At 34.9% G+C, this 21,915-nt stretch carries 22 protein-coding genes; 21 read left to right on the forward strand and 1 reads right to left on the reverse strand.

Annotated elements, in window-relative coordinates:
* Positions 1–214: 214 nt before the first annotated feature.
* Positions 215–1,576, reverse strand: a complete 1,362-nt coding sequence (ffh, locus tag DRF57_RS12415; protein WP_115918809.1) for a signal recognition particle protein — start codon at positions 1,574–1,576, stop codon at positions 215–217.
* 193 nt (positions 1,577–1,769) lie between these two features.
* Between ffh and DRF57_RS12420 the strand changes: the two genes are divergently transcribed.
* From DRF57_RS12420 to DRF57_RS12520, 21 genes are all read left to right on the forward strand, one after another.
* Positions 1,770–2,141: a hypothetical protein gene (locus DRF57_RS12420; RefSeq protein WP_115918811.1), complete on the forward strand. Its 372-nt coding sequence runs from the start codon at positions 1,770–1,772 to the stop codon at positions 2,139–2,141.
* A 59-nt stretch (positions 2,142–2,200) separates the two neighbouring features.
* A complete protein-coding gene (atpB, locus tag DRF57_RS12425; RefSeq protein WP_084083886.1) occupies positions 2,201–3,307 on the forward strand; it encodes a F0F1 ATP synthase subunit A in 1,107 nt (368 codons plus the stop codon).
* Positions 3,308–3,354: 47 nt separating this feature from the next.
* Positions 3,355–3,549: an ATP synthase F0 subunit C gene (gene atpE / locus DRF57_RS12430; protein WP_002979108.1), complete on the forward strand. Its 195-nt coding sequence runs from the start codon at positions 3,355–3,357 to the stop codon at positions 3,547–3,549.
* An 82-nt stretch (positions 3,550–3,631) separates the two neighbouring features.
* On the forward strand, positions 3,632–4,129 hold the full coding sequence (locus tag DRF57_RS12435; protein ID WP_047490916.1) for a F0F1 ATP synthase subunit B: 498 nt from the start codon (positions 3,632–3,634) through the stop codon (positions 4,127–4,129).
* A 2-nt stretch (positions 4,130–4,131) separates the two neighbouring features.
* Entirely contained in the window at positions 4,132–4,671 is a 540-nt protein-coding gene (atpH, locus tag DRF57_RS12440) for an ATP synthase F1 subunit delta (protein WP_047490913.1), read from the forward strand.
* Positions 4,672–4,687: 16 nt separating this feature from the next.
* Positions 4,688–6,265, forward strand: a complete 1,578-nt coding sequence (atpA, locus tag DRF57_RS12445) for a F0F1 ATP synthase subunit alpha (RefSeq protein WP_047490910.1) — start codon at positions 4,688–4,690, stop codon at positions 6,263–6,265.
* 87 nt (positions 6,266–6,352) lie between these two features.
* Positions 6,353–7,216: an ATP synthase F1 subunit gamma gene (atpG, locus tag DRF57_RS12450; protein ID WP_047490908.1), complete on the forward strand. Its 864-nt coding sequence runs from the start codon at positions 6,353–6,355 to the stop codon at positions 7,214–7,216.
* A gap of 104 nt (positions 7,217–7,320) precedes the next feature.
* A complete protein-coding gene (locus DRF57_RS12455; RefSeq protein ID WP_084083891.1) occupies positions 7,321–8,679 on the forward strand; it encodes a hemolysin family protein in 1,359 nt (452 codons plus the stop codon).
* A 14-nt stretch (positions 8,680–8,693) separates the two neighbouring features.
* Positions 8,694–8,999 carry an ATP-dependent Clp protease adaptor ClpS gene (locus DRF57_RS12460; protein WP_052188768.1) on the forward strand — a complete coding sequence of 102 codons (306 nt, stop codon included), beginning with the start codon at positions 8,694–8,696 and terminating at the stop codon, positions 8,997–8,999.
* A gap of 207 nt (positions 9,000–9,206) precedes the next feature.
* A complete protein-coding gene (gene udk / locus DRF57_RS12465; protein WP_047494887.1) occupies positions 9,207–9,821 on the forward strand; it encodes a uridine kinase in 615 nt (204 codons plus the stop codon).
* A 2-nt stretch (positions 9,822–9,823) separates the two neighbouring features.
* Positions 9,824–10,180: an FtsB family cell division protein gene (locus tag DRF57_RS12470; RefSeq protein ID WP_047494884.1), complete on the forward strand. Its 357-nt coding sequence runs from the start codon at positions 9,824–9,826 to the stop codon at positions 10,178–10,180.
* A 125-nt stretch (positions 10,181–10,305) separates the two neighbouring features.
* On the forward strand, positions 10,306–11,466 hold the full coding sequence (locus DRF57_RS12475) for a methylmalonyl-CoA mutase family protein (protein ID WP_115918813.1): 1,161 nt from the start codon (positions 10,306–10,308) through the stop codon (positions 11,464–11,466).
* A 174-nt stretch (positions 11,467–11,640) separates the two neighbouring features.
* The gene (locus tag DRF57_RS12480; protein WP_115918875.1) at positions 11,641–12,789 is read left to right on the forward strand and encodes a class I SAM-dependent methyltransferase; all 1,149 of its coding nucleotides are present in this window, start codon (positions 11,641–11,643) and stop codon (positions 12,787–12,789) included.
* 55 nt (positions 12,790–12,844) lie between these two features.
* Positions 12,845–13,120 (forward strand): hypothetical protein, encoded by a 276-nt coding sequence (locus DRF57_RS12485; RefSeq protein WP_047494873.1) that lies wholly within the window; start codon positions 12,845–12,847, stop codon positions 13,118–13,120.
* A 156-nt stretch (positions 13,121–13,276) separates the two neighbouring features.
* Positions 13,277–14,656: a dipeptidase gene (locus tag DRF57_RS12490; protein ID WP_047494870.1), complete on the forward strand. Its 1,380-nt coding sequence runs from the start codon at positions 13,277–13,279 to the stop codon at positions 14,654–14,656.
* Positions 14,657–14,998: 342 nt separating this feature from the next.
* Positions 14,999–15,916 carry a T9SS type A sorting domain-containing protein gene (locus DRF57_RS12495; RefSeq protein ID WP_157969891.1) on the forward strand — a complete coding sequence of 306 codons (918 nt, stop codon included), beginning with the start codon at positions 14,999–15,001 and terminating at the stop codon, positions 15,914–15,916.
* Between the two features lie 240 nt (positions 15,917–16,156).
* Positions 16,157–17,164 (forward strand): T9SS type A sorting domain-containing protein, encoded by a 1,008-nt coding sequence (locus DRF57_RS12500; protein ID WP_047494867.1) that lies wholly within the window; start codon positions 16,157–16,159, stop codon positions 17,162–17,164.
* Positions 17,165–17,448: 284 nt separating this feature from the next.
* A complete protein-coding gene (locus DRF57_RS12505; protein WP_206607191.1) occupies positions 17,449–18,237 on the forward strand; it encodes a T9SS-dependent choice-of-anchor J family protein in 789 nt (262 codons plus the stop codon).
* A gap of 266 nt (positions 18,238–18,503) precedes the next feature.
* The gene (locus tag DRF57_RS12510; protein WP_047494861.1) at positions 18,504–19,274 is read left to right on the forward strand and encodes a hypothetical protein; all 771 of its coding nucleotides are present in this window, start codon (positions 18,504–18,506) and stop codon (positions 19,272–19,274) included.
* Between the two features lie 21 nt (positions 19,275–19,295).
* Positions 19,296–21,032: a T9SS type A sorting domain-containing protein gene (locus DRF57_RS12515; RefSeq protein ID WP_115918819.1), complete on the forward strand. Its 1,737-nt coding sequence runs from the start codon at positions 19,296–19,298 to the stop codon at positions 21,030–21,032.
* Between the two features lie 78 nt (positions 21,033–21,110).
* Positions 21,111–21,818, forward strand: a complete 708-nt coding sequence (locus DRF57_RS12520) for an SDR family oxidoreductase (protein WP_047494855.1) — start codon at positions 21,111–21,113, stop codon at positions 21,816–21,818.
* The last annotated feature ends 97 nt before the right edge of the window (positions 21,819–21,915 follow it).

Raw genomic sequence — 21,915 nt, forward strand, 5'->3', positions numbered from 1 at the left:
AATTCCTGATTTTCCCGCTTCAATTTCTTTTACAATTTGAAGCTTTAAACTCAAATTGTAATCTCGCTGTGTACGCTTGACGTACTGGGTTTCTAAATGCTCTTCCATAACGATGCTTTTTTTGTGTATCGATATTTCAGGACTAGACACTAAATAAAATAAAAACCTCTCAGAATTTCTTCTGAGAGGTTTTTTATGCATATTGTTATTTGAATTATTTTCCAAGCATGCCACCCATTCCAGGCATATTAGGCATTTTGCTCATCATCTGCATCATTTGCTTTCCTTGAGGCCCTTGCATCATCTTCATCATTTTACCCATCTGATCGAATTGTTTCATCAGTTGATTCACATCTTCTATCTTTCTTCCTGCACCTTTAGCAATTCTGCTCTTTCTTTGTGTATTAATGATAGAAGGTCTTCTTCTTTCGTCAGGAGTCATAGAGTAGATGATAGCCTCAATATGCTTGAATGCATCATCGCTGATTTCTACATCTTTGATTGCTTTCCCAACTCCAGGAATCATTCCCATCAAATCCTTCATGTTACCCATCTTCTTGATCTGGTTGATTTGCTTAAGGAAGTCATCGAAACCAAACTCATTTTTAGCAATTTTTTTGTGAAGTTTCTTAGCTTCCTCTTCGTCAAACTGCTCCTGAGCTCTTTCTACTAAGGAAACAACGTCTCCCATTCCCAGAATTCTGTCTGCCATCCTTTCAGGGTAGAAAAGATCTAAAGCTTCCATTTTTTCTCCTGTAGAAATAAATTTGATTGGCTTCTCTACTACAGAACGGATCGTTAATGCAGCACCCCCTCTTGTATCACCATCTAATTTGGTAAGCACCACTCCGTCAAAATTTAAAGCTTCGTTGAATGCTTTTGCTGTATTTACAGCATCCTGACCTGTCATAGAGTCTACTACGAAAAGTGTTTCCTGTGGCTTGATGAAATAATGTACAGACTTGATCTCGTTCATCATCTGCTCATCAATCGCTAAACGACCTGCAGTATCCACAATAACCACATCGTGGTTATTGGCTTTTGCAAAATTGATTGCATTTTCAGCGATCGTAGACGGATTAGTAGAACCTTCTTCAGTATAAACAGGAACATTAATCTGCCCTCCTAATACTTTCAGCTGATCAATAGCAGCAGGACGGTAAACGTCACAAGCTACCAATAAAGGTTTTTTATTTCTTTTTGTCTGTAAATAATTAGCAAGCTTTCCTGAGAATGTAGTCTTACCAGATCCCTGAAGACCGGCAATAAGAATTACAGTAGGTTTTCCTGAAAGATTAATTCCTTCCTGAGAACCTCCCATAAGATCTACCAATTCATCATGAACAATTTTGGTCATCAACTGTCCCGGAGTAAGAGAAGTCAGTACATTTTCTCCTAATGCCTTATCCTGAACTCTCTTAGTAAGATCTTTTGCTACTTTATAGTTAACGTCAGCATCTACCAATGCTCTACGGATTTCCTTTACGGTCTCCGCTACATTGATTTCGGTAATTTTTCCACGTCCGGAAATATTATGTAATGCCTTGTCTAATTTATCCTGTAAACTATTAAACATATGTATTGTAAATTATAGGTTTGCAAAAATAAGGAATTTTTAGCATATCTAAAGAGTCTATACACGTAATATTATATATAGAGAAAAAATGATATATATCAAATCGTATTATAATACGATAGAAAAAGTCTATTTTTGTGATCAGCTAAAAAAAAACTTGATATAGTAAGACAAGGTGAAAGTAAATTATAAAATGAAATCTAATCCTAATATTTTAATTGTCGTCCTGTTCTTTCTGACATTTCTAATTCATTTTTCTCTTTGGAAATTTGTTTTTCATCTGGACGAAATTATTATCGTAAAATTTTACCTTTTCCTGAGTGTTATGTTTATGATGATGGTAACACTTCTTATTTTAATTAACAGAGTAGCGCCGGAGTTTTTAGGATTATCGGTGATCGGATTGATCCTTTTAAAATTCGGTTTGATGTACTTAATCAGAAAAAAACTGAACTTTGAAGTCATCCCAGGCTATAAATTTCATTTTATAATCCCATATTTTGTCCTGACAACGCTGCTTACGTACTATGCGATCAAGCTAATTAATCATGATAAAAAACAGTAAAATTATTTATTGAAAATAGAAAAAATATCATATTTTTGCACAACGAAAAAAACCTATCAATGTTTAAGAAATTCGCAGTTTTATTCTACAGTATTTTTGTATTAAACTTAGTGTCTGCACAGCACGGTGAGGTTGCTGCTGGGGCAGCTCCTACCCAAGAGCTTTCAGAAAAAGACAAAGCAAGTAAAGAAAACAAAGAGTTCATCGATCATCACTTATTAGATGCACATGATTTTACATTGATGGTTGATAAAGATGGTCACCACATTGGTTTTCCTCTTCCGGTTATTTTCTATGACAACGGAATCCACGCTTTTATGAGCAACAGTAAAGAAGGTTTCATGCATGGTGAAACTACTGAGGTAGACGGTTCTTATTATAAACTGCACCACGAGAAAATTTTCAAAACGGATGCAGCGGGAACTTTAACACTTGGTGAAGATGGTTTCCCTACTAACGAAAGACCTTTGGATCTTTCTATTACGAAGAGTGTACTTATCCTTTTATTAGTATCAATCTGTATGCTGGTAGTATTTGCAGGAATGGCTAAGTCTTATAAGAAATCTGTAGTTCCTACCGGAGCAGCAAGATTTTTAGAGCCTTTAATCATCTTTGTAAGAGACGAAGTGGCTATTCCAAATATCGGACACAAGTATAAAAGATTTATGGGATACTTATTAACTGTATTCTTTTTTATTCTTTTCCTTAACGTTCTAGGATTGATGCCTTTTGGAATCAATGTTACAGGTAATATTACCATGACATTCTTCCTGGCTATCCTTACTTATCTGATCACAACATTCTCTGCAAATAAAGATTACTGGAAACATATCTTCTGGATGCCAGGAGTACCGGTGCCAATGAAATTAATTATGCTTCCTATTGAATTGTTAGGAACTATTACTAAACCATTTGCATTGATGATCCGACTTTTTGCAAACATGACTGCAGGTCACATTGTAGTAATGAGTTTGATCGGGCTGATCTATGTGTTTAAGAATTTTGCAGCAGGTGTTGCATTCCCATTCTTAACATTAGTGATCTATTTACTAGAAGTATTAGTGGCATTCCTACAAGCTTATATCTTTACGATGTTATCCGCTTTATTTATCGGAATGGCTGTACAGGAGCACGAGCATGAGCACGAACACCACGCAGCTCACTAATTGAAAATTAAAATTATAGTTAAACAAATTTTTTAAAATTATATATTATGGAAATCCCTAAAATTGTAGGTGCTGGTATCGTAGTACTAGGTGTAGGTATCGGTCTTGGTAAAATCGGAGCTGCTGCTCTTGAAGCTATCGCTAGACAACCTGAGCAATCTGGAAAAATCCAAACAGCTATGCTTATCGCAGCTGCCCTTGTAGAAGGTGTTGCGTTTGCTGCTCTATTCGCAGTAAACTAATTAAAATCAAACCATTATCTGTAACGGTTGGTTACAGGTAATGGTTCTTTAAAAAAGTAATAATTATTTATACATTTATATAATGGAATTAATTCATCAGTTTTCATCAGGATTATTTATTATCCAGTCTGTTATTTTTCTAGCATTATTATTTCTGTTAGGTAAATTCGCTTGGAAGCCTATTTTAAAGTCTATCAATGACAGAGAAACTTCTATTGTTGACGCTCTTAATCAAGCTAAATTAGCTAGAAAAGAAATGGAGACCTTAAAAGAAGACAACGAAAGAATCATTCGTGAAGCTAAGATCGAAAGAGATGCTATCCTTAAAGAAGCTAGAGAAATTAAGGACAGAATCGTGGGAGAAGCTAAAGATGCTGCAAAATCTGAAGGAGATAAATTAATCGAAGCTGCTAAGCAGACTATCAACGCTGAGAAAAATGCAGCTATGGCAGATATCAAAACTCAAATTGGTACTTTATCTGTAAACATTGCCGAGTCTATCTTGAAACAAAAATTAGACAACAGCGAAGCTCAAAACGAATTAGTTCAAAATTATTTAAACAAATCTAACCTTAACTAATAATGCTTACATCTAAAGTAGCTAAAAGATACGCACAAGGTTTGCTTGATTTTACAAATGAATCAGGCCAAACGGCTACTGTATTTTCTGAAATGAAAGATGTAGTGAAGATTATGATTGAATCTCAGGATTTAAACAAATTCTTCCTTACTCCTTACATTGATGCAAAAAAGAAAATAGAGGTAGCAGACCAGATTTTTAAAGATTTTTCAGTTTCTTCACTGAACCTGATCAGACTAGTGATCAAGCACGGACGTGAGAATCAACTGAAAAATATCGCTCAGGAGTTCATCAATAAAGTAGAAGATATCAACGGAGTACAGAGAATCACTCTTACTACAGCGACACAGCTTTCTAAAGAGAACCTTGATCAGATTTTAAGATCTACCAACCTGGTAAAAGCAGATTCAAATTTTGATATCAACTTACATGTAAAACCTGAAATTCTTGGGGGATATATTCTAAGAGTAGGTGACCAGCAGGTAGATGCGTCTGTAAAGACTAAACTGAACCAAGTTAAAAAAGATTTTCAATTAAATTAAGAAAAACAACCATACAATGGCAGAAATAAATCCGGCAGAAGTATCTGCGATCTTAAAACAGCAATTGGCCAACTTCGATACTCAATCAAATGTTGAGGAAGTAGGTACAGTTTTAACCATCGGTGATGGTATTGCTCGTGTATACGGGTTAGAAAACGTACAATACGGAGAGTTGGTGAAATTTTCTAGTGATGTAGAAGGTATTGTACTTAACCTTGAAGAAGACAACGTAGGTGTTGCTTTACTAGGTGAAAGTAAATTAGTAAAAGAAGGTGATACAGTAAGAAGAACAAACAGAATCTCTTCTATCAAAGTAGGAGAAGGAATGTTAGGTAGAGTAGTAGATACTCTTGGTAACCCTATCGATGGTAAAGGTCCTATTTCTGGAGAGTTATACGAAATGCCATTAGAAAGAAAAGCTCCTGGAGTTATCTTCAGACAGCCGGTAACTGAACCTTTACAGTCTGGTATTGTGGCTATCGACTCTATGATCCCTGTAGGAAGAGGACAAAGAGAGCTTATTATTGGTGACAGACAGACAGGTAAAACTACTGTTGCAATCGATACGATCATCAACCAAAAAGAATTTTTTGAAGCTGGTAATCCAGTATATTGTATATATGTTGCTATCGGACAGAAAGCATCTACAGTAGCACAAATTGTTAAAACTCTTGCTGATAAAGGAGCTTTAGCTTATACTGTGGTAGTTGCTGCTAACGCATCAGATCCAGTTCCTATGCAGGTATATTCTGCAATGGCAGGTGCTGCTATCGGTGAATTCTTCAGAGACACAGGTAGACCGGCATTGATCGTTTATGATGATTTATCTAAACAAGCTGTTGCTTACCGTGAGCTTTCTCTACTTTTAAGAAGACCACCGGGCCGTGAAGCTTACCCTGGAGACGTTTTCTATCTTCACTCAAGACTATTGGAAAGAGCGGCAAAAGTAATTGCTGATGACAACATCGCTAAGCAAATGAACGACTTGCCAGAATCTCTTAGACCAATCGTGAAAGGAGGAGGTTCATTAACTGCCCTTCCAATCATTGAAACTCAAGCTGGTGACGTTTCTGCATATATCCCTACCAACGTAATCTCTATTACTGACGGACAGATCTTCTTGGAGTCTGATCTATTCAACTCTGGGGTTCGTCCTGCGATCAACGTAGGTATCTCTGTATCGAGAGTAGGAGGTAATGCTCAGATCAAATCAATGAAAAAAGTTTCTGGTACATTGAAGTTAGACCAGGCTCAATATAAAGAATTAGAAGCGTTTGCTAAATTCGGTTCTGACCTTGATGCTTCTACTTTAGCAGTTATCTCTAAAGGAGAAAGAAACGTTGAGATCCTTAAGCAGCCGGTAAATTCTCCACTTCCTGTAGATAGCCAAGTTGCTATGATCTATGCAGGAACTGAGAACTTATTAAGAAACGTTCCTATTAGAAAAGTAAAAGAATTCCAAATTGAATATATCGAATTCCTAAGATCTAAGCACCCTGATACAATGGCTGCAATTAAGGCTGGAAAAATCGATAACGATATTACAAACGTTCTTAAGCAGGCAGCTAACGATTTAGCTTCTAAATATAACTAAAATTAGTTGATGGTTGTTGGTTGATAGTTTACAGAATTTTCTAAAATTATCAACCGACAACTGACAACCAACAACTAACTCAAATTAATGGCAAACTTAAAAGAAATACGAGGCAGAATTACGTCAATTTCATCTACGATGCAAATTACCCGTGCTATGAAAATGGTTTCCGCAGCGAAACTTAAAAAAGCTCAGGATGCAATCGTTATGTTAAGACCATATTCTGAAAAATTACAGGAACTTATCCAGAATGTAAATTCTAGCTCTGATCCTGACCAGGTTTCTGTATATGCTCAGAAAAGAGAGGTTAAAAGAATACTTTTCATCGCTGTTACTTCAAACAGAGGTCTTGCGGGAGCTTTTAATTCTTCTATTGTTAAGGAGCTTAACCTTCAGTTTCAGAACAATTCTCAGTATGAGATTGAAGTTCTTCCTGTAGGTAAAAAAGCATACGATGCTGTAAGAAGAAACCGTTCAGTATATACTAATGCAAGTTCTGTTTATGATAATCTGAACTTTGATGTGGTTGCTAATGTTACTGAAGGAGTAATGAGCAGTTTCAGAGAAGGGAAATTTGACGAAGTTTATGTTATTTACAACAAATTCGTTAATGCCGCTACTCAGGAAGTGACTACAGAAAAGGTTCTTCCTATCTCAATGCCTGAAAGTACAGAAGGAGAGGTAGAAACAGATTATATCTTTGAACCTAACAGAGCTGAAATTCTTGATAATTTGATTCCAAAGTCTATTAAAACTCAGATTTTTAAAGCTATCTTGGATTCAGTAGCCTCAGAACACGGAGCGAGAATGACAGCAATGCACAAAGCTACAGATAATGCCGAAGCTTTGAGAAATGATCTTAAGATCTTCTACAACAAAGCAAGACAGGCTGCAATTACAAACGAAATCCTAGAGATCGTTTCAGGAGCAGAAGCTTTGAAAAATTCATAAAGAATTATTTTAACATAATATTAAGCATCGATCTTATCGATGCTTTTTTTTGTTATTTATATTTTGTATATCTTTGTAGTCAATTAAATTTATACAACTTCTAGATGGACTCGGACATAGTCAGGCTTTTGCTGGCCTTATTTCTTGTATTACTAAATGGCTTTTTCGTAGCCGCAGAATTTTCAATTGTTAAAGTTCGTTACTCACAAATCCAAATAAAAGCCGCAGAAGGTAATTCTATGGCAAAGCAGGCAGAGCATATCATCAAGCATCTGGATGAATATCTTTCTGCTACACAATTAGGTATTACATTGGCATCCCTGGCTTTAGGATGGGTAGGGGAAAGCGCGCTACATCATGTGGTTGAAAGTATCTTCCACTCTTTAAATGTAGATTTGACCCAAACAACAATTACCACAATTTCAGTGGTGACCAGTTTTGTATTAATTACCATTATGCATATTGTTTTCGGTGAGCTTATACCAAAATCAATTGCAATCAGAAAATCAGAAGCTACAACAATGGCAACAGCAGTTCCATTGAGGGTTTTCTATACGGTTTTTAAACCGTTTATCTGGTTGATGAACTTAATGTCAAATACATTCCTAAGACTCGTTAAAATTCACCCTGCTTCAGAACAGGAAATTCACTCTACAGAAGAACTTCAGCTTTTGGTAAAACAAAGTGCAGATAGTGGAGAGATTGAAGAAGAAAACTATGAGATCATTAAAAATGCATTTGATTTTACAGATCATTCTGCCAAGCAGATCATGGTTCCAAGACAGAATATTACCTCAATTGATTTTGAAGAAGATATTAATGAAATGATCAATAAGATCATGGATAGCGGTTATTCTCGTATCCCTGTATATGTAGATTCCATTGATAATGTGATCGGAATTTTCTATACCAAGGAAATTATCAGAGAATTTGTTAAAAGAAAAGGAGATCTTGATCATGATGACCTTAGAGATCTGATGCGTGATGCATTTTTCGTAGTGGAAAGTAAAAAAGTTTCAGATCTATTGAAGATTTTCCAGCAGAAAAAACAGCACCTTGCTATTGTTATCGATGAATTCGGAGGAACAGAAGGGATTATTACGCTTGAAGATATTCTGGAAGAGCTGGTAGGTGAAATTCAGGATGAGGAAGATGACGAAGAAAAAATTGTTGATAAAATAGCAGATAATACCTATTGGGTGCAGGCTACACAGCCTTTGGATGAAATCAATGAATTCCTTCCTAAAAAGCTGCCTCTTTCTGAGGAAAGCGAGTATAATTCATTAGCAGGATTTATCCTTAATGCATTGGCAGAGATTCCTGAAGAGAATCAGGAGTTTGACCTTGAGAATTACCATTTCAAAATTTTGAAAATGAACAATAAGAGCGTAGAGCTTGTGGAATTGGTATATCAGGAACCTAATGCTATAGATAATTTGGCAGATAAAATCGGAGAAGTTTAAAAAACAGCTTACAAATGAATTTTTATAATAGCATAAAAGACTATGAAAATCCAAAACGTCAATATGAAGAAGAAGTTCTCGTTTTGGATGATACGGATGATGTCTATAAACTGGTGCTGCATAATGATGATATTCATACATTTGATTATGTGATAGACAGTCTTATTGAAGTATGCAAGCATACCCTGGAGCAGGCAGAGCAATGCACGATGCTTGTTCATTACAAGGGCAAATGCACCGTAAAAACAGGCTCAATGGATATTTTGAAGCCTATGCATGAAAAATTAATTTCAAGAGAATTAACAAGCGAAATAGTATAATAAAAAACCGGTAATGAATTTACCGGTTTTTTTTATTAAATCCGGAGATGGAACCCGAGTAATAAGCTTTGCATGACAAGGATAGCAGGCTTCCCGGAGAATCTTTCAATTTTTAATCCTTTAATCTTTTAATTTCTCAATATTCTTACATTGCTACATTTTATCTAAAATAGTATATTTGTACCAACTATAAAGAAACAAAAAAGAATGCTTGTAATAGGAATTGCTGGTGGTACGGGATCCGGCAAAACTACAGTTGTTGATAAAATACTTCAACAGCTTGATATTGAGGGAATGAATATCCTCTCTCAGGATAATTATTATCATGATAACCAAAATCTAACCCTGACAGAAAGAGAGGCTCTCAATTATGACCATCCGAAGTCTATAGATTTTGAACTGTTGATAAAACATGTTAAAGCTTTAAAAAATAATGAGTCTATTGAACAGCCCATTTATAGCTTTGTAACGCATTCCAGAACAGGAGATCATGTCACTGTAGAACCTAAGAACGTATTGGTAGTAGAAGGAATTTTAGTTCTTACCAACAAAGAACTGTTGAAAGAATTTGATCTGAAGGTATTTGTTCATGCAGACTCTGATGAAAGATTGATCAGAAGGATCAGAAGAGATACCCAGGAAAGAGGAAGAGACCTTGGTGAAGTATTACACCGTTACCAGACTACCCTGAAACCAATGCACCAGGAATTCATCGAGCCATCTAAAAATGATGCCGATCTTATTATCCCAAATATGAAACAGAATTCCGTAGCGATTGATTTTTTAACTACTGTTATTAAAAACTCGTTGAGAAAACATTAAAAATGGAAGAAAACAACCTTATCAAAGACATTCAGCCGAAATCTGAAACATTGAAGCTGATCCAGAAGTATATCTTGAATAAATATACCATTACAATCTGTATGTTTTTGGTATGGATGGTTTTCTTTGATAAAACCTCATTTCTCGTCATTAATGAACTGAATGGTGAGATCAGTAAATATGAAGATCAGCTGGAGTATTATAAAAAAGAATACGAAAAGAATGATGCTTTCTATAAAAAACTGATGAACAACAAGTCGGAAAAGGAAAAATATGCACGGGAAAATTATTTTATGAAAAAACCGAATGAAGAGATCTTCATTTTGGTTGTTGATAGCGCAAAAGTCGCCAAGAAATAATAAAAGTTGAATAGGATAAGTCAATAATGAAGTCAATTCAATGAGTATGTTAATTCTTTACATTGAAATTCACATGCACGGTAAAATTGACCATTGACAGTTCACATCACAAATACATAAAACTAATGTCAAATAACATACTTCCAAACTGGGAAAACTTAGTCAAAAAACAACTTAAAACAGAGGATATTTACCCTATTTTAGAAAAGGAAAATCTGGAAGGAATAGAGGTAAAACCGTTTTACACAGAAGTTCAGAAACCTCTGGTAAACTTACCTAAAGTTGAAGAAAGTACCCATCTGGTAGCTTCTTACCATGAAAGTCTGGAAGACGAAGTATTTGCATTTTTATTAGACCGGAATGTAGAAAATCTGGAAGAGAAAACAATTTTCGTTAATAATAAAGAACTGGCCGGCCATATCAGCCCAAAAGAAGAAGATCAGTACTTTTCCCTGATTGACGTTTTTAACGAAAAAGATGGAGGTATTGATGATCAGCTGGCAAAAGAACTGTTGGCAAAAGATTTTAAAAGAAACATCTGTGTTGATATCTCATTGCATCAGAATGCCGGAGCAGCCATCTACCAGCAGCTTGGTATTGCCCTTGCTAAAACTAAAGAACTTATAGAAAACTATGGTCCTGAGATTGTAAACAAACTGATTTTCAGACTGGCTGTAGGAGGAAATTACTTCTTTGAAATGGCCAAACTGAGAGCGTTTAAAATTGTTTTCAATCAGCTTTCCAAAGAGTATGGCTTAGATGAAGTTCCCTATATTTTTGCAGAAACCTCTTTAAGAAATAAAGCCGTTTCTGATAATGAAAATAACCTGATCCGTTCTACACTGGAGCTTGCTTCAGCTATGATTGGTGGTGCTGATGCTGTTTTTACCAATAATTACCTTGTAGAAAAAAGCACTGAAAATTCAGAAGAAATTTCTTTTAAACAACAAATCGTTCTGGCCTACGAAAGTATTATCAATGTATTTGAAGATGCTTCCAATGGAAGTTATTATATAGAAGATATTACCAGACAACTGGCAGAGAAAGCCTGGGACCTTTTTGTTGAGATAGAAGATGCGGGAGGCTATCTGGAGCTTTTAAAGCAGGGTGTGGTTCAGAAAAAAATCTATGATCATGCTGTTAAAGAGCAGCAATGGGTGGAAGAAGGAAAAATAAAACTGATTGGCGTTAATTTATATCCCAAATTAGACGTTAAAAAGTCCATTGACGAGTTATACAACGAAAAAGAAATAAAAGCGGTACGTTGGGCAGAAATGTTTGAATAAACTGCTTTTAATCATAAACTATACAGACTTTCACAGATGACTACATAATGATTCTGTGAATTTTTGTATAAGGTTTTAATGTATATAGTGTTGATTGGACGAAGTCTATATTTTCTATATACAATAAATTGAAAAATAAACGGAAATATTAATGGGATATCATCTGTGAAATTTGTGGAAAATAAACTATTAAATCAAGAAGTTCAACATTATATTAATGCCAATCTGCATACAGATTTACATGCATTGCTGTTAAAAAAATCTCCTTTTCCTGAAGTTTCTGCCCAGGAAATTGTACAGCAGATCAAAGGAAGACAGGTGGCAGAGAAAAAGTTTCCTTTTCTCTTAAAAGAAGGGATTATTTTTCCACCACAGCTCAATTTAGAGCAGTCATCATCCGAAAAAACAGCTTTTTATAAATCAGAAATTATAAAGGGGGAAAAATTTATTGATCTCACAAGTGGTTTTGGAATTGATGCTTACTATTTGTCAAAAAATTTTGATGATATTACCTTAGTGGAACAAAATACTGAACTTCTGGAAGTTGTGGAACATAACTGGAGCGTTATAGGGAAGAAAGCAAATTTTGTGAATCAAAAACTGGAGGATTTCTTACTTGAGAATAAAGAGCATTTTGATACCATTTATTTAGATCCGGCCAGAAGAGATCACCAAAAGAATAAAGTTTTTCTTTTGGAGGATTTGTCTCCCAATATCCTTGAAATTCAGGAAAAGTTATTATCTATTTCTAAACAGGTGATTATCAAGCTTTCCCCATTGATTGATCTGAAATACCTTATTTCTGTTGTACCGGATATTTTCAGGATTGATATTGTTGCTTTGAAAAATGATGTAAAGGAAATTGTCATCTTCCTGTCAAATGAAAAAGTAAACGAAATCAAATGCTATTGTGTAAATCTTGAAAGTGGAGAATCACCTTTTAATTTTATGTTTCGGGAAGAAGAAAATGCCCGTTCAGAATATTCTGAACCCGAAAAGTTTATTTATATCCCCAATAATTCCATTTTAAAAGCAGGAATCTTTAATTTGGTCTCAGAAAAATTTGGACTTAAAAAACTTCATCCTAATACCCATATTTATACTTCATCTGAAAAAAAAGAGAATTTCCCGGGAAGGATTTTAGAGATGGAACTGATTGATTCTAAAAGTATTAAAAAGAAATCGCAGTTCAATGTTATTTCAAAAAACCATCCTTTAAAGCCTGATGAAATTAAAAAGAAATATGGTTTAAAAGACGGAGGAGAGTACTACCTTATTTTTACACAATCCAAAAAAGGGAAAATAATTTTAAAATCAGTCTAAAAATGTTGCCGAAAAAAGCAGGATTTCTTAATTTTGGGCAATCAAAAATTTAAGCATGAGAAAATTAGTTATATGTTTAGCGATTGCAACTGTAGCTGTAAGCTGTAAAAAAGTATCAGCAGGAGGGAATAAAGGTACTTTAAAACTTGAAGAAGGAGTAGAGAGATATTCTGATGATGCACAAGGTGGAAAAGCTCATGGTCATGAGGCTGCTGCTGAAGGGCACAAGGAAGAAGCTGCTGCAAAACCTGAAGCTCCAAAAACAGATAGCGCTGCTGCAAAATCTGCTGAAGCTCCGAAAACGGCTGAAGCTCCAAAAGCTGAACACTAATTATAAGTATAAGACGTACAAGTGCCCTGTTTCTACAGGGCATTTTTTATTAAAAAAATGAATGTTGGGAGAATAAGTAATTCGTATGGAAAATCCTGTGTTTTTACTTGGCTCTGAGAGGCATTTTTTTTAATTTTAACAAAATAAATTTTTACAATGCAAGAGACATTAAATTACATTAACGAAAACAAACAACGTTTCGTTGATGAATTATTTGAGTTACTGAGAATTCCTTCCATTTCTGCAGATCCGGCTTATAAAAATGATGTATTAAAATGTGCGGATGTATGTGCAGCGCACCTTAAAAATGCAGGGGCTGACAATGTTGAAATATGTGAAACAAAAGGATACCCTATTGTTTTTGGTGAAAAAATCATAGACAAAAATTTACCAACAGTATTGGTGTATGGACATTATGATGTGCAGCCGGCAGATCCGTTGGAACTATGGAGAAAACCACCTTTCGAACCTTATATTGAAAAAACAGAACTTCACCCGGATGGAGCTATCTTCGCAAGAGGGGCTGCAGACGATAAAGGACAGTTCTTTATGCATCTGAAAGCTTTTGAAGCTATGATGAAGACAAACACTCTTCCATGTAACGTTAAATTTATTTTAGAAGGTGAAGAAGAAGTAGGTTCTGTAAGTTTAGGAGATTTCGTTAATGAAAATAAGGAAAAACTGACGTGTGACTGTATTCTTATTTCAGATACCCATATCTATAGCAATGAACAGCCAACTGTAACAACAGGATTAAGAGGGCTAAGCTATGTAGAAGTAGAAGTGGAAGGTCCAAACAGAGACTTACACTCCGGACTTTACGGAGGGGCTGTTCCCAATCCTATCCATGTACTTTCAAGAATGATTGCTAATCTGATTGATGAAAACGGTCATATTACAATTGATGGATTCTATGATAATGTGGAAGTAGTATCTGATGCAGACAGAGCTGAAATGAACAAGCTGAAAGACAATCCTGAAGAATTCAAGAAATCAATCGGATTAAGCGGTATAGAAGGTGAAAAAGGGTATACAACTCTTGAAAGAGCCTCTATTCGTCCTACATTAGACTGTAATGGAATCTGGGGAGGATATACAGGAGAAGGTGCTAAAACAGTAATTCCTTCAAAAGCTTTTGCTAAAATTTCAATGCGTTTGGTTCCTTATCAGACTCCTGAAGAGATTACCGAAAAATTCACAAAATATTTTGAAAAAATAGCTCCGGAAACTGTAAAGGTTAAAGTTACTCCTCACCATGGAGGAATGCCTTATGTGTTACAAAGTGATACCAAAGAGTTTTTAGCAGCTAAACAGGCTATGGAAACAGCATTTGGTAAAGAAGTGCTGCCGTACAGAAGTGGGGGAAGTATTCCGATCACAGCGATGTTCGAGAAAGTTCTGGGAGCTAAGTCTGTATTAATGGGCTTTGGATTGGATTCTGACGCTATTCACTCTCCAAATGAGCATTATGGTTTGTTTAATTTCTATAAAGGAATTGAAAGTATCCCGTTGTTCTTTGAAAATTATTCAAAATAATAGACTTATTATATCAATATCTCAAGCGCTTCTTTCCAGGAGCGCTTGATTTTTTTATATATCTAAATAAGTTCGTTAAAAAAAAGGATTCACACTTAGAAAATTCCCCATACAAATCTGAAAGACAATGCTCAATTAAACAGGAACCCAATCATTTTTTCCTCTGGTTTACTATGTGGAGATTTATAGTAAAATTGTAAACCGCTTTTGTATCAAACACCTTGCCCTGTTATGTTTTTTAGGGGTTGTAAATTAGTGACAATAATCGGATTTCTGCTTGATGAATGGTATTTTTTTAATTCTTTGAAGTTTTTATTTTTATTCCGAAACTTAAACTTTACTATGAAAAAATACTACTCAATCGCATGTGTCTTACTTTCAGTATTTTCTTTCGCTCAGCAATCTATTTCCTTTGAAGACAGCGAAGGTTTTTTAGCCGCCAATATCCACGGGCAAAATAATTGGATAAGTACTCCTACAGGCGGAAACCCAGCTTATGTTATGAATCAGGTTATTAGTCAGGATTATGCCAGTAACGGAAATGCTTCCCTGAAAATTGTCAAAGAAAATACTTATGGAACCCAATCAGAACCTATCATCGGTGGTTTTTATAATTTGCCGACACCACTTCTGTATACCCTTTTTTCGGTTTCATTTGATATTAATATCTCTCAGCTTGATGGCTCTGTTTTTGGATTCCAGGGAGTTGACAGTATTGCAGAGCAGTTGGTCGTAAGGCTTGATTTTGATAAGACAGGTGCCATAAAAGTTTTAGACAAGGTTTCCGGCTCTTTGGAGCTTGTTTCTACTCCTGAAACCTGGTCTCCAAATACCTGGTATAGGTTTAAAGTTATAGGAACAGCCTCAGATATCAGATATTATCTCAATGACACTTTGATATATACAGGATTGGCTGTAAGCTCACTCAATATAGATCAGCTTCGTTTTGTACATGACAATGCTTTAGGAACAGCTTATATTGATCAGATTAAGATCAATTCCGAGACCATTCTGACGGTTAAAGATGATAAGACGGGCTATCATGCAGTATCATTATATCCTAATCCAACAACAGATTTTATAAAAATAAATACGCTGGATGTAATAGATAAAGTAGAGGTGTATGATGGTGCCGGAAAAAAGATGAATATAGGATTACAGAATAATACAATAGATGTAAAGCACCTTTTACCAGGGCTTTATTTTATGAGCATACAGTCAGGAGATAGAACCTTTACGGAAAAGTTTGTAAAAAAATAACCATTGAAGGCATGATGAAGAATGAAAATAAAATTTAGTAAAAAGTGATATTTTGTTTAAAAAATTAACTTTATGATGTTATTTTAATATTATTTTAATGTGTTTAATTGATGATTTTTAATGCGGTATTTTTATATAAAAACGCTGAATAGTTGATTATTACTTGTTTTTTTTAGGTGTTTGATGTTTTTTTTAGAATAAATATTCTATTTTTGCGTCGAATTAAAAATAAATAATATCATGAAGAAATTTTTACTAGTTGCGTGTGGAGCTGCATTTTCAATTGGAGTTTCAGCGCAAACAGTTTTAAATGAGAATTTTAATGCTTTAACATTAGGGAATTTAGCCACTGATGCAACGGGAAGTTTACCAGGGCAGGGAGGCTTTTATATCTATGGTGGAGTAGGAAGTGATTATCAGGTAGCAGCACTGGATGCAGCCCATGGTAATTCTTTAAAAATTAAAAGTGGTGCAGGGTATGATGATCTTGACAATTCCTCAAATGTGAGATTTGCCTTTAAATCAATCACCACAACTGCTACAGCGGGAAATAATATCCTGAAAGGAACTTTGGATATTTATACAGGACCGGCAACGGGTGCTGGTAAAATCCAATGTGCAATGTATGATGCTGCCGGTGCTGGAATTGTTGGAATAAATTATGATTATTCTACAAAAACCATTAGTGGTATGGGAAGATTAACCCCAGCGGGAAGTACAGCAAGATTTTACAGTATTGGATTGGGATCTGCAACCTATGCGGCTAATACATGGGTATCAGTGTCATTTACATATAATAAAACAACGGGTGCATATTCCTGGACGTATCCTGAAGGAACATTTAATTTCACAAATGCCACAAATCCGGGGTATAGTGTTTCTACCGGTTTAGTCCCGGCTGAGCTTGATTTTGTTTCATCGACAGATGAAGGAAATACTGTAGCAAATGAGGCTTTCGTAGATAATGTTAACGTTATGTATGGAAACTCTGCAACCCTTGGAACTGCGGATGTTTCTGTTTCTGCAAAAGCTCCTGTATCTGTTTATCCTAACCCGGTTTCAGATGTCTTAACCATTAAAGCAGAAGCAAAGATAAATAAGGTTGAAATCTTTGATATGAGCGGTAGAAAAATTAATGTTGACATCAATAATGATAAAGTAAATGTTGGAGGCCTGAATGCAGGAAGCTATATCATTAATATTGAAACCAAAGACGGTAAAACGACAGAGAAATTTATAAAAAAATAATACCTGATAAATCTTAGTATCAGTAAACGCTCCAATTGGAGCGTTTTTTTGTTGTAATCAATTCTGAAAAGTATAAATACTCTTTTATTAAACCAAATTGCACAAAGAATATTAATGAATTTATTAACTAATTTATTCTTTTTCATGCAATTTTATAAGTGAATGGTGTGGTTTTTGGCTTTTTATTGATTATTTTATAAATCTATTATTTTAAATTTGGAATAGAATATAGGTGTACTTAACTTGTTGTAAAATAAAAAATTATGATGAGAAAAATTTTACTATTGAGTGCATTTCTAGGTTTAACTTTATTAAATGCACAGACAGTCGTGTTTCAAGAAACGTTTGATACCGCTGTTGGATGGACCGTAATTGATAGAGACGGGGATACAAGGAACTGGGGGCTTTATACAGGAAGTGCAACTACTGATGGCTGGGGATTTTCTGGGAATGTTGCAGGTTCAGCATCGTGGTTACCAGCTGTGGGAGCATTGACTCCTGATAATTTATTAATTTCACCAGCAATAACACTTCCTGCAACTGGGACTTTATCATTGAGTTTTCTAGTAGGATCTTCTGATTCTCAGTTTTTTGCAGAACATTACGCAGCTTATGTGTTGCCAAGTAGTGCTACAGCATTTACAGGTACTGAGACTCCTTTGATTGAAGGAACTGTAACAGCAGGTAAAACAGCAATAGCCAAAACGGCAACGATTCCTAGTAATCTGGCTGGCCAGAGTGTAAAACTCTATGTTAGACATTTTAATACTAATGATCAAAACCTTTTGATAGTAGACAATATTAAAATTACACAAACAGGAACACTGGGCACTGCTGAAAATAAGATATCTAAGGTTGAGACCTCTCTATATCCTAATCCTGTATCCGATGTTCTTACGATTAAATCTAAAGAAAAAGTAAATAAAGTGGAAGTTTATGATATCAGCGGAAGAAAAGTAGTTGCAGATCTAGACGGAGATAAAGTAAATGTTGGAAACCTGAATGCGGGAAACTATATCATTAATATTGAAACGAAAGAGGGTAAAACGACAGAGAAATTTATAAAAAAATAATACCTGATAAATCTTAATCTTAATAAACGCTCCAATTGGAGCGTTTTTGTTATATAGTATAGTGTCCTTTGTATACAATTTAATCATGCTTTTATGATGGTGAGCACGCTGAAATTAAAAACTTTATAATATGTATAGAGAAAATTATCAACTCATAGTATATCACTGTTTTATTATATAATGTATGAAGATATTTTTTTCTTTTCACGGGTTGTGTATTAAAATTATTCTATATATTTTTATAATTAAAGAAAAAAATTAATAACATGAAAAAAATAACAGTAATTTTATTCGCGCTATTGGGTGCGAATTCTCTATTTTCTCAACAATGGACAGGTAATAACACGAATACGGATCCTATTTACAGAGGAGGTTCTGTAAGTGTAGGGACAGCTCAATCTTATGATAAATTTACTGTAGGTAAAGGAAATTTAAGAATGGTAGATGGAGCTGTTAAATTTGGTTATTTTACACCGGGAATAGGAGTGAATCATGATTCTTATTTTACTATACAGAATTTTAGAAGTCTATCGGGTTCTAACGCTAATGGACTTTATATATATCCATCTCACTCCGGTTTAAGCCCAATAAATGATGTTCCTTCCGAAAGCAAGGTTTTCTTTGTTTCTTCTACCTCTAAAATAGGGATGGGAACCAATACTTTGACCTGTGTAGACTGTGACGACTATCGTTTGTTTGTAAAAGATGGTATTAAAACTGAGAAATTAAAAGTTGAAATTGCAGCTAATAACGGCTGGGCTGATTATGTTTTTGCCAAAGATTATAAACTGATGCCTTTAAAAGAATTGCAGGCCTATATTGATGATAAAGGACACCTGCCGGAAGTGCCTACTACGGAAGAAGCTATCAAAAATGGTATAGAACTTAAGGAAATGAATATTCTTCTTCTTAAAAAAGTAGAAGAACTGACCTTGTATACATTGCAACAGCAGAACCAAATGGAGAAGCAGCAAAAGTTTATGGATGAACAGAATAAGCGTATTGAAATCCTGGAGAAAAAACATGTAAATAATTGATCAACCAACTAAGTATTATTTATGAAAAAACTTTTTTTATCAATGGGCTTGGTTGCCTCATTTCTGGCATATGCCCAGGGTGAAAACAATAACTGGTACTTCGGTTATCAGGTAGGAATTAATTTTTCAGGGAGTGCTCCTCAGTTTGTAAATGGCAGTGCCATGAATAATTTAAATTCATCAGCAACAGTAAGTGATAGTAGTGGAAATTTGTTGTTTTATAGTGATGGGGGTGAGGTTTGGAACAGAGAACATCAGATAATGCCTAATGGGCTTATTGAGCATGGTGGGCGTCAGCTGGCTACTGTAAAGCATCCTACGAATCCTAATTTATATTATATTTTTGCAGCAACATGGATGTATAATAATGGGGTAATCCGGTATTCAGTAGTTGATATGTCTTTGGGAGGTATCGGATCAAACGGGCAGCCCTTGGGTGATGTCGTGCAAAATCTTATAAAAGTTCCTGTTTTAGATGATCAGGGAAATGAAATTAATGATGCGAGAGCAGTAACAGTTGTTCCACACGGAGATGGTAATTCTTATTGGGTTTTAGTAACTAATGGGAAGAAATTATACGCCTATCGCCTAAGCAGTTCAGGATTAAGTACAACGCCGGTTGTGAATGATTTAGGTACTTCAGGTTTTTTAACCGGTTATGACGGAATTTCTATGAAGGCCTCTCCTGAGATAAAGAGTTCATGTAATTATTCACACTTTATATGTATAAACAATTCCAATCCCGGTACAAAAGAAAACGAAGGAATGGTACGCTCTTTTGATAATTTTTCAGGATTGATTACTACAGATTACAATTTGTCTATTGCAGGAACAGATGCTTTTAATGCCGAATTCAATCAATATGCTAATATACTGTACGTAAGTGGTTATTATGGAGTTGGGAATACTACTACCTTCTATGCTGTAGATCTGCTCAATTCTACGAATTCCAATGTGGTATACACTCCAATTTATAACGGAATGTGGGGAACAGGTGGTCTAGGTTATCCCAGTACTATCCAAAGGAACTCGAAAGGAGATATTTATTTTCATATGGTTAACTATAATGCAGGACAAAGTCTGAGCCAAATAGTAAATCCCGATGTTTATGGGCAAAGTTCAATTAATCTTAACGTCCTGAATTATCCTAGTGCTATGATTTATGTGGGAGCTTCCAACAGCTTTCCTCAATTACTTCCTACACTTTCAAAAAGAACAGGTACTTGTGTTACGTCATATGATTTAACTACTGCCGAGATGCATAATACACCTTATACTTATCATGCAAGTAATACCATTACTACACAGCTCAATTATAAAGTGAATTCAACTCAGAATATCACGATGAAGGCAGGAAATAGTATTAGTCTTCTTCCTGATACTTATATCGAGAAAGGGGCTCAATATTTAGCGGAAATAGAAGATTGCAGATGCTCGGGAGGTGAGGTTGAGGCAAAAAGTCAAAACTTAAAAGATAATATGCGTTTGAATTTAAGGAATATACAACCCGATAAAGCAAATGATAAAAAGGAACTTATTACAAAAGTGAAGTTATTCCCGAATCCGGCCTCGGATATTCTAAATATTCTCACTTCTTCAGATATTAAAAATATTTCTGTTTCAGATGTATCAGGAAAAGTAATCAATGTAAAGCTAGACGGCAATAAGATTGATATAAAGAATTTGCCGTCAGGAAATTATATTCTTAGTATAGAAACAAAAGAAGGAAAAACCAGTCAGAAATTTATAAAAAAATAATACCTGATAAATCTTAGTATCAGTAAACGCTCCAATTGGAGCGTTTTTGTTATTTTAGAGAATTAAATTTTTTATGCTATGTCAGAAAATAAAACAGCTTATATAACAGGAGGAACTAAAGGAATAGGCTTTGGGATTGCGAAAATATTGCTGGAAAATGGTATCTCGGTGGCATTTTCAGGAAGAAAAAGAGATGATGTTCTGAAAGCTGAAGAAGAGCTTAAGCAGTATTCTGAAAATGTGTTAGGGATTGTTTCTGATGTAAGAAGCCTTGAAAGCGAACAGGAAGCTATACAATATACTTTGGAAAAATTCGGTAGACTGGATTTTGTTATTGCCAATGCCGGATTAGGTATTTTTAAGCCGGTAGATGAGCTGACAGCTGAAGAATGGAATGATATGATAGAAACCAACCTTACCGGTGTTTTCTATACCCTAAAAGCTTCTGTTGAAGAACTGAAAAAGACAGAAGGTTATTATATTACCATTTCAAGTTTGGCAGGCGCTAACTTTTTTGAAAATGGAACAGGTTATAATGCTTCAAAATTTGGAGTCGTAGGATTTACTCAGGCAGCAATGATTGATTTAAGAAAATATAATATTAAATCTACCGTCATTATGCCCGGATCAGTGGCCACTCATTTTAACGGAAATACCCCATCCGAAAAAGACAGCTGGAAGATTCAGCCGGAAGATATGGGAAATCTTATATTGGATATTTTAAAGATGAATCCTAGAGTTTTACCAAGTAAAATAGAGTTTAGAGCAACAAAACCAGGAAAGTAAATACTTCTAATGTATTGAATAATAATTTAGTAAGTATTATGCATGCATAATATATTTTTTATTTATATTAGCAAAAATTAATTCAAACAAAATCTCT

It is taken from the genome of Chryseobacterium rhizosphaerae, assembly GCF_003385455.1.
In the GTDB taxonomy this organism is placed as follows: Bacteria; Bacteroidota; Bacteroidia; order Flavobacteriales; family Weeksellaceae; genus Chryseobacterium; species Chryseobacterium rhizosphaerae.

Coding starts and splice junctions, on each gene's coding strand:
- ffh (WP_115918809.1), bottom strand. CDS start 1,576: ATGTTTAATAGTTTACAGGATAAATTAGACAAGGCATTACATAATATT.
- DRF57_RS12420 (WP_115918811.1), top strand. CDS start 1,770: ATGAAATCTAATCCTAATATTTTAATTGTCGTCCTGTTCTTTCTGACA.
- atpB (WP_084083886.1), top strand. CDS start 2,201: ATGTTTAAGAAATTCGCAGTTTTATTCTACAGTATTTTTGTATTAAAC.
- atpE (WP_002979108.1), top strand. CDS start 3,355: ATGGAAATCCCTAAAATTGTAGGTGCTGGTATCGTAGTACTAGGTGTA.
- DRF57_RS12435 (WP_047490916.1), top strand. CDS start 3,632: ATGGAATTAATTCATCAGTTTTCATCAGGATTATTTATTATCCAGTCT.
- atpH (WP_047490913.1), top strand. CDS start 4,132: ATGCTTACATCTAAAGTAGCTAAAAGATACGCACAAGGTTTGCTTGAT.
- atpA (WP_047490910.1), top strand. CDS start 4,688: ATGGCAGAAATAAATCCGGCAGAAGTATCTGCGATCTTAAAACAGCAA.
- atpG (WP_047490908.1), top strand. CDS start 6,353: ATGGCAAACTTAAAAGAAATACGAGGCAGAATTACGTCAATTTCATCT.
- DRF57_RS12455 (WP_084083891.1), top strand. CDS start 7,321: ATGGACTCGGACATAGTCAGGCTTTTGCTGGCCTTATTTCTTGTATTA.
- DRF57_RS12460 (WP_052188768.1), top strand. CDS start 8,694: ATGAATTTTTATAATAGCATAAAAGACTATGAAAATCCAAAACGTCAA.
- udk (WP_047494887.1), top strand. CDS start 9,207: ATGCTTGTAATAGGAATTGCTGGTGGTACGGGATCCGGCAAAACTACA.
- DRF57_RS12470 (WP_047494884.1), top strand. CDS start 9,824: ATGGAAGAAAACAACCTTATCAAAGACATTCAGCCGAAATCTGAAACA.
- DRF57_RS12475 (WP_115918813.1), top strand. CDS start 10,306: ATGTCAAATAACATACTTCCAAACTGGGAAAACTTAGTCAAAAAACAA.
- DRF57_RS12485 (WP_047494873.1), top strand. CDS start 12,845: ATGAGAAAATTAGTTATATGTTTAGCGATTGCAACTGTAGCTGTAAGC.
- DRF57_RS12490 (WP_047494870.1), top strand. CDS start 13,277: ATGCAAGAGACATTAAATTACATTAACGAAAACAAACAACGTTTCGTT.
- DRF57_RS12495 (WP_157969891.1), top strand. CDS start 14,999: ATGAAAAAATACTACTCAATCGCATGTGTCTTACTTTCAGTATTTTCT.
- DRF57_RS12500 (WP_047494867.1), top strand. CDS start 16,157: ATGAAGAAATTTTTACTAGTTGCGTGTGGAGCTGCATTTTCAATTGGA.
- DRF57_RS12510 (WP_047494861.1), top strand. CDS start 18,504: ATGAAAAAAATAACAGTAATTTTATTCGCGCTATTGGGTGCGAATTCT.
- DRF57_RS12515 (WP_115918819.1), top strand. CDS start 19,296: ATGAAAAAACTTTTTTTATCAATGGGCTTGGTTGCCTCATTTCTGGCA.
- DRF57_RS12520 (WP_047494855.1), top strand. CDS start 21,111: ATGTCAGAAAATAAAACAGCTTATATAACAGGAGGAACTAAAGGAATA.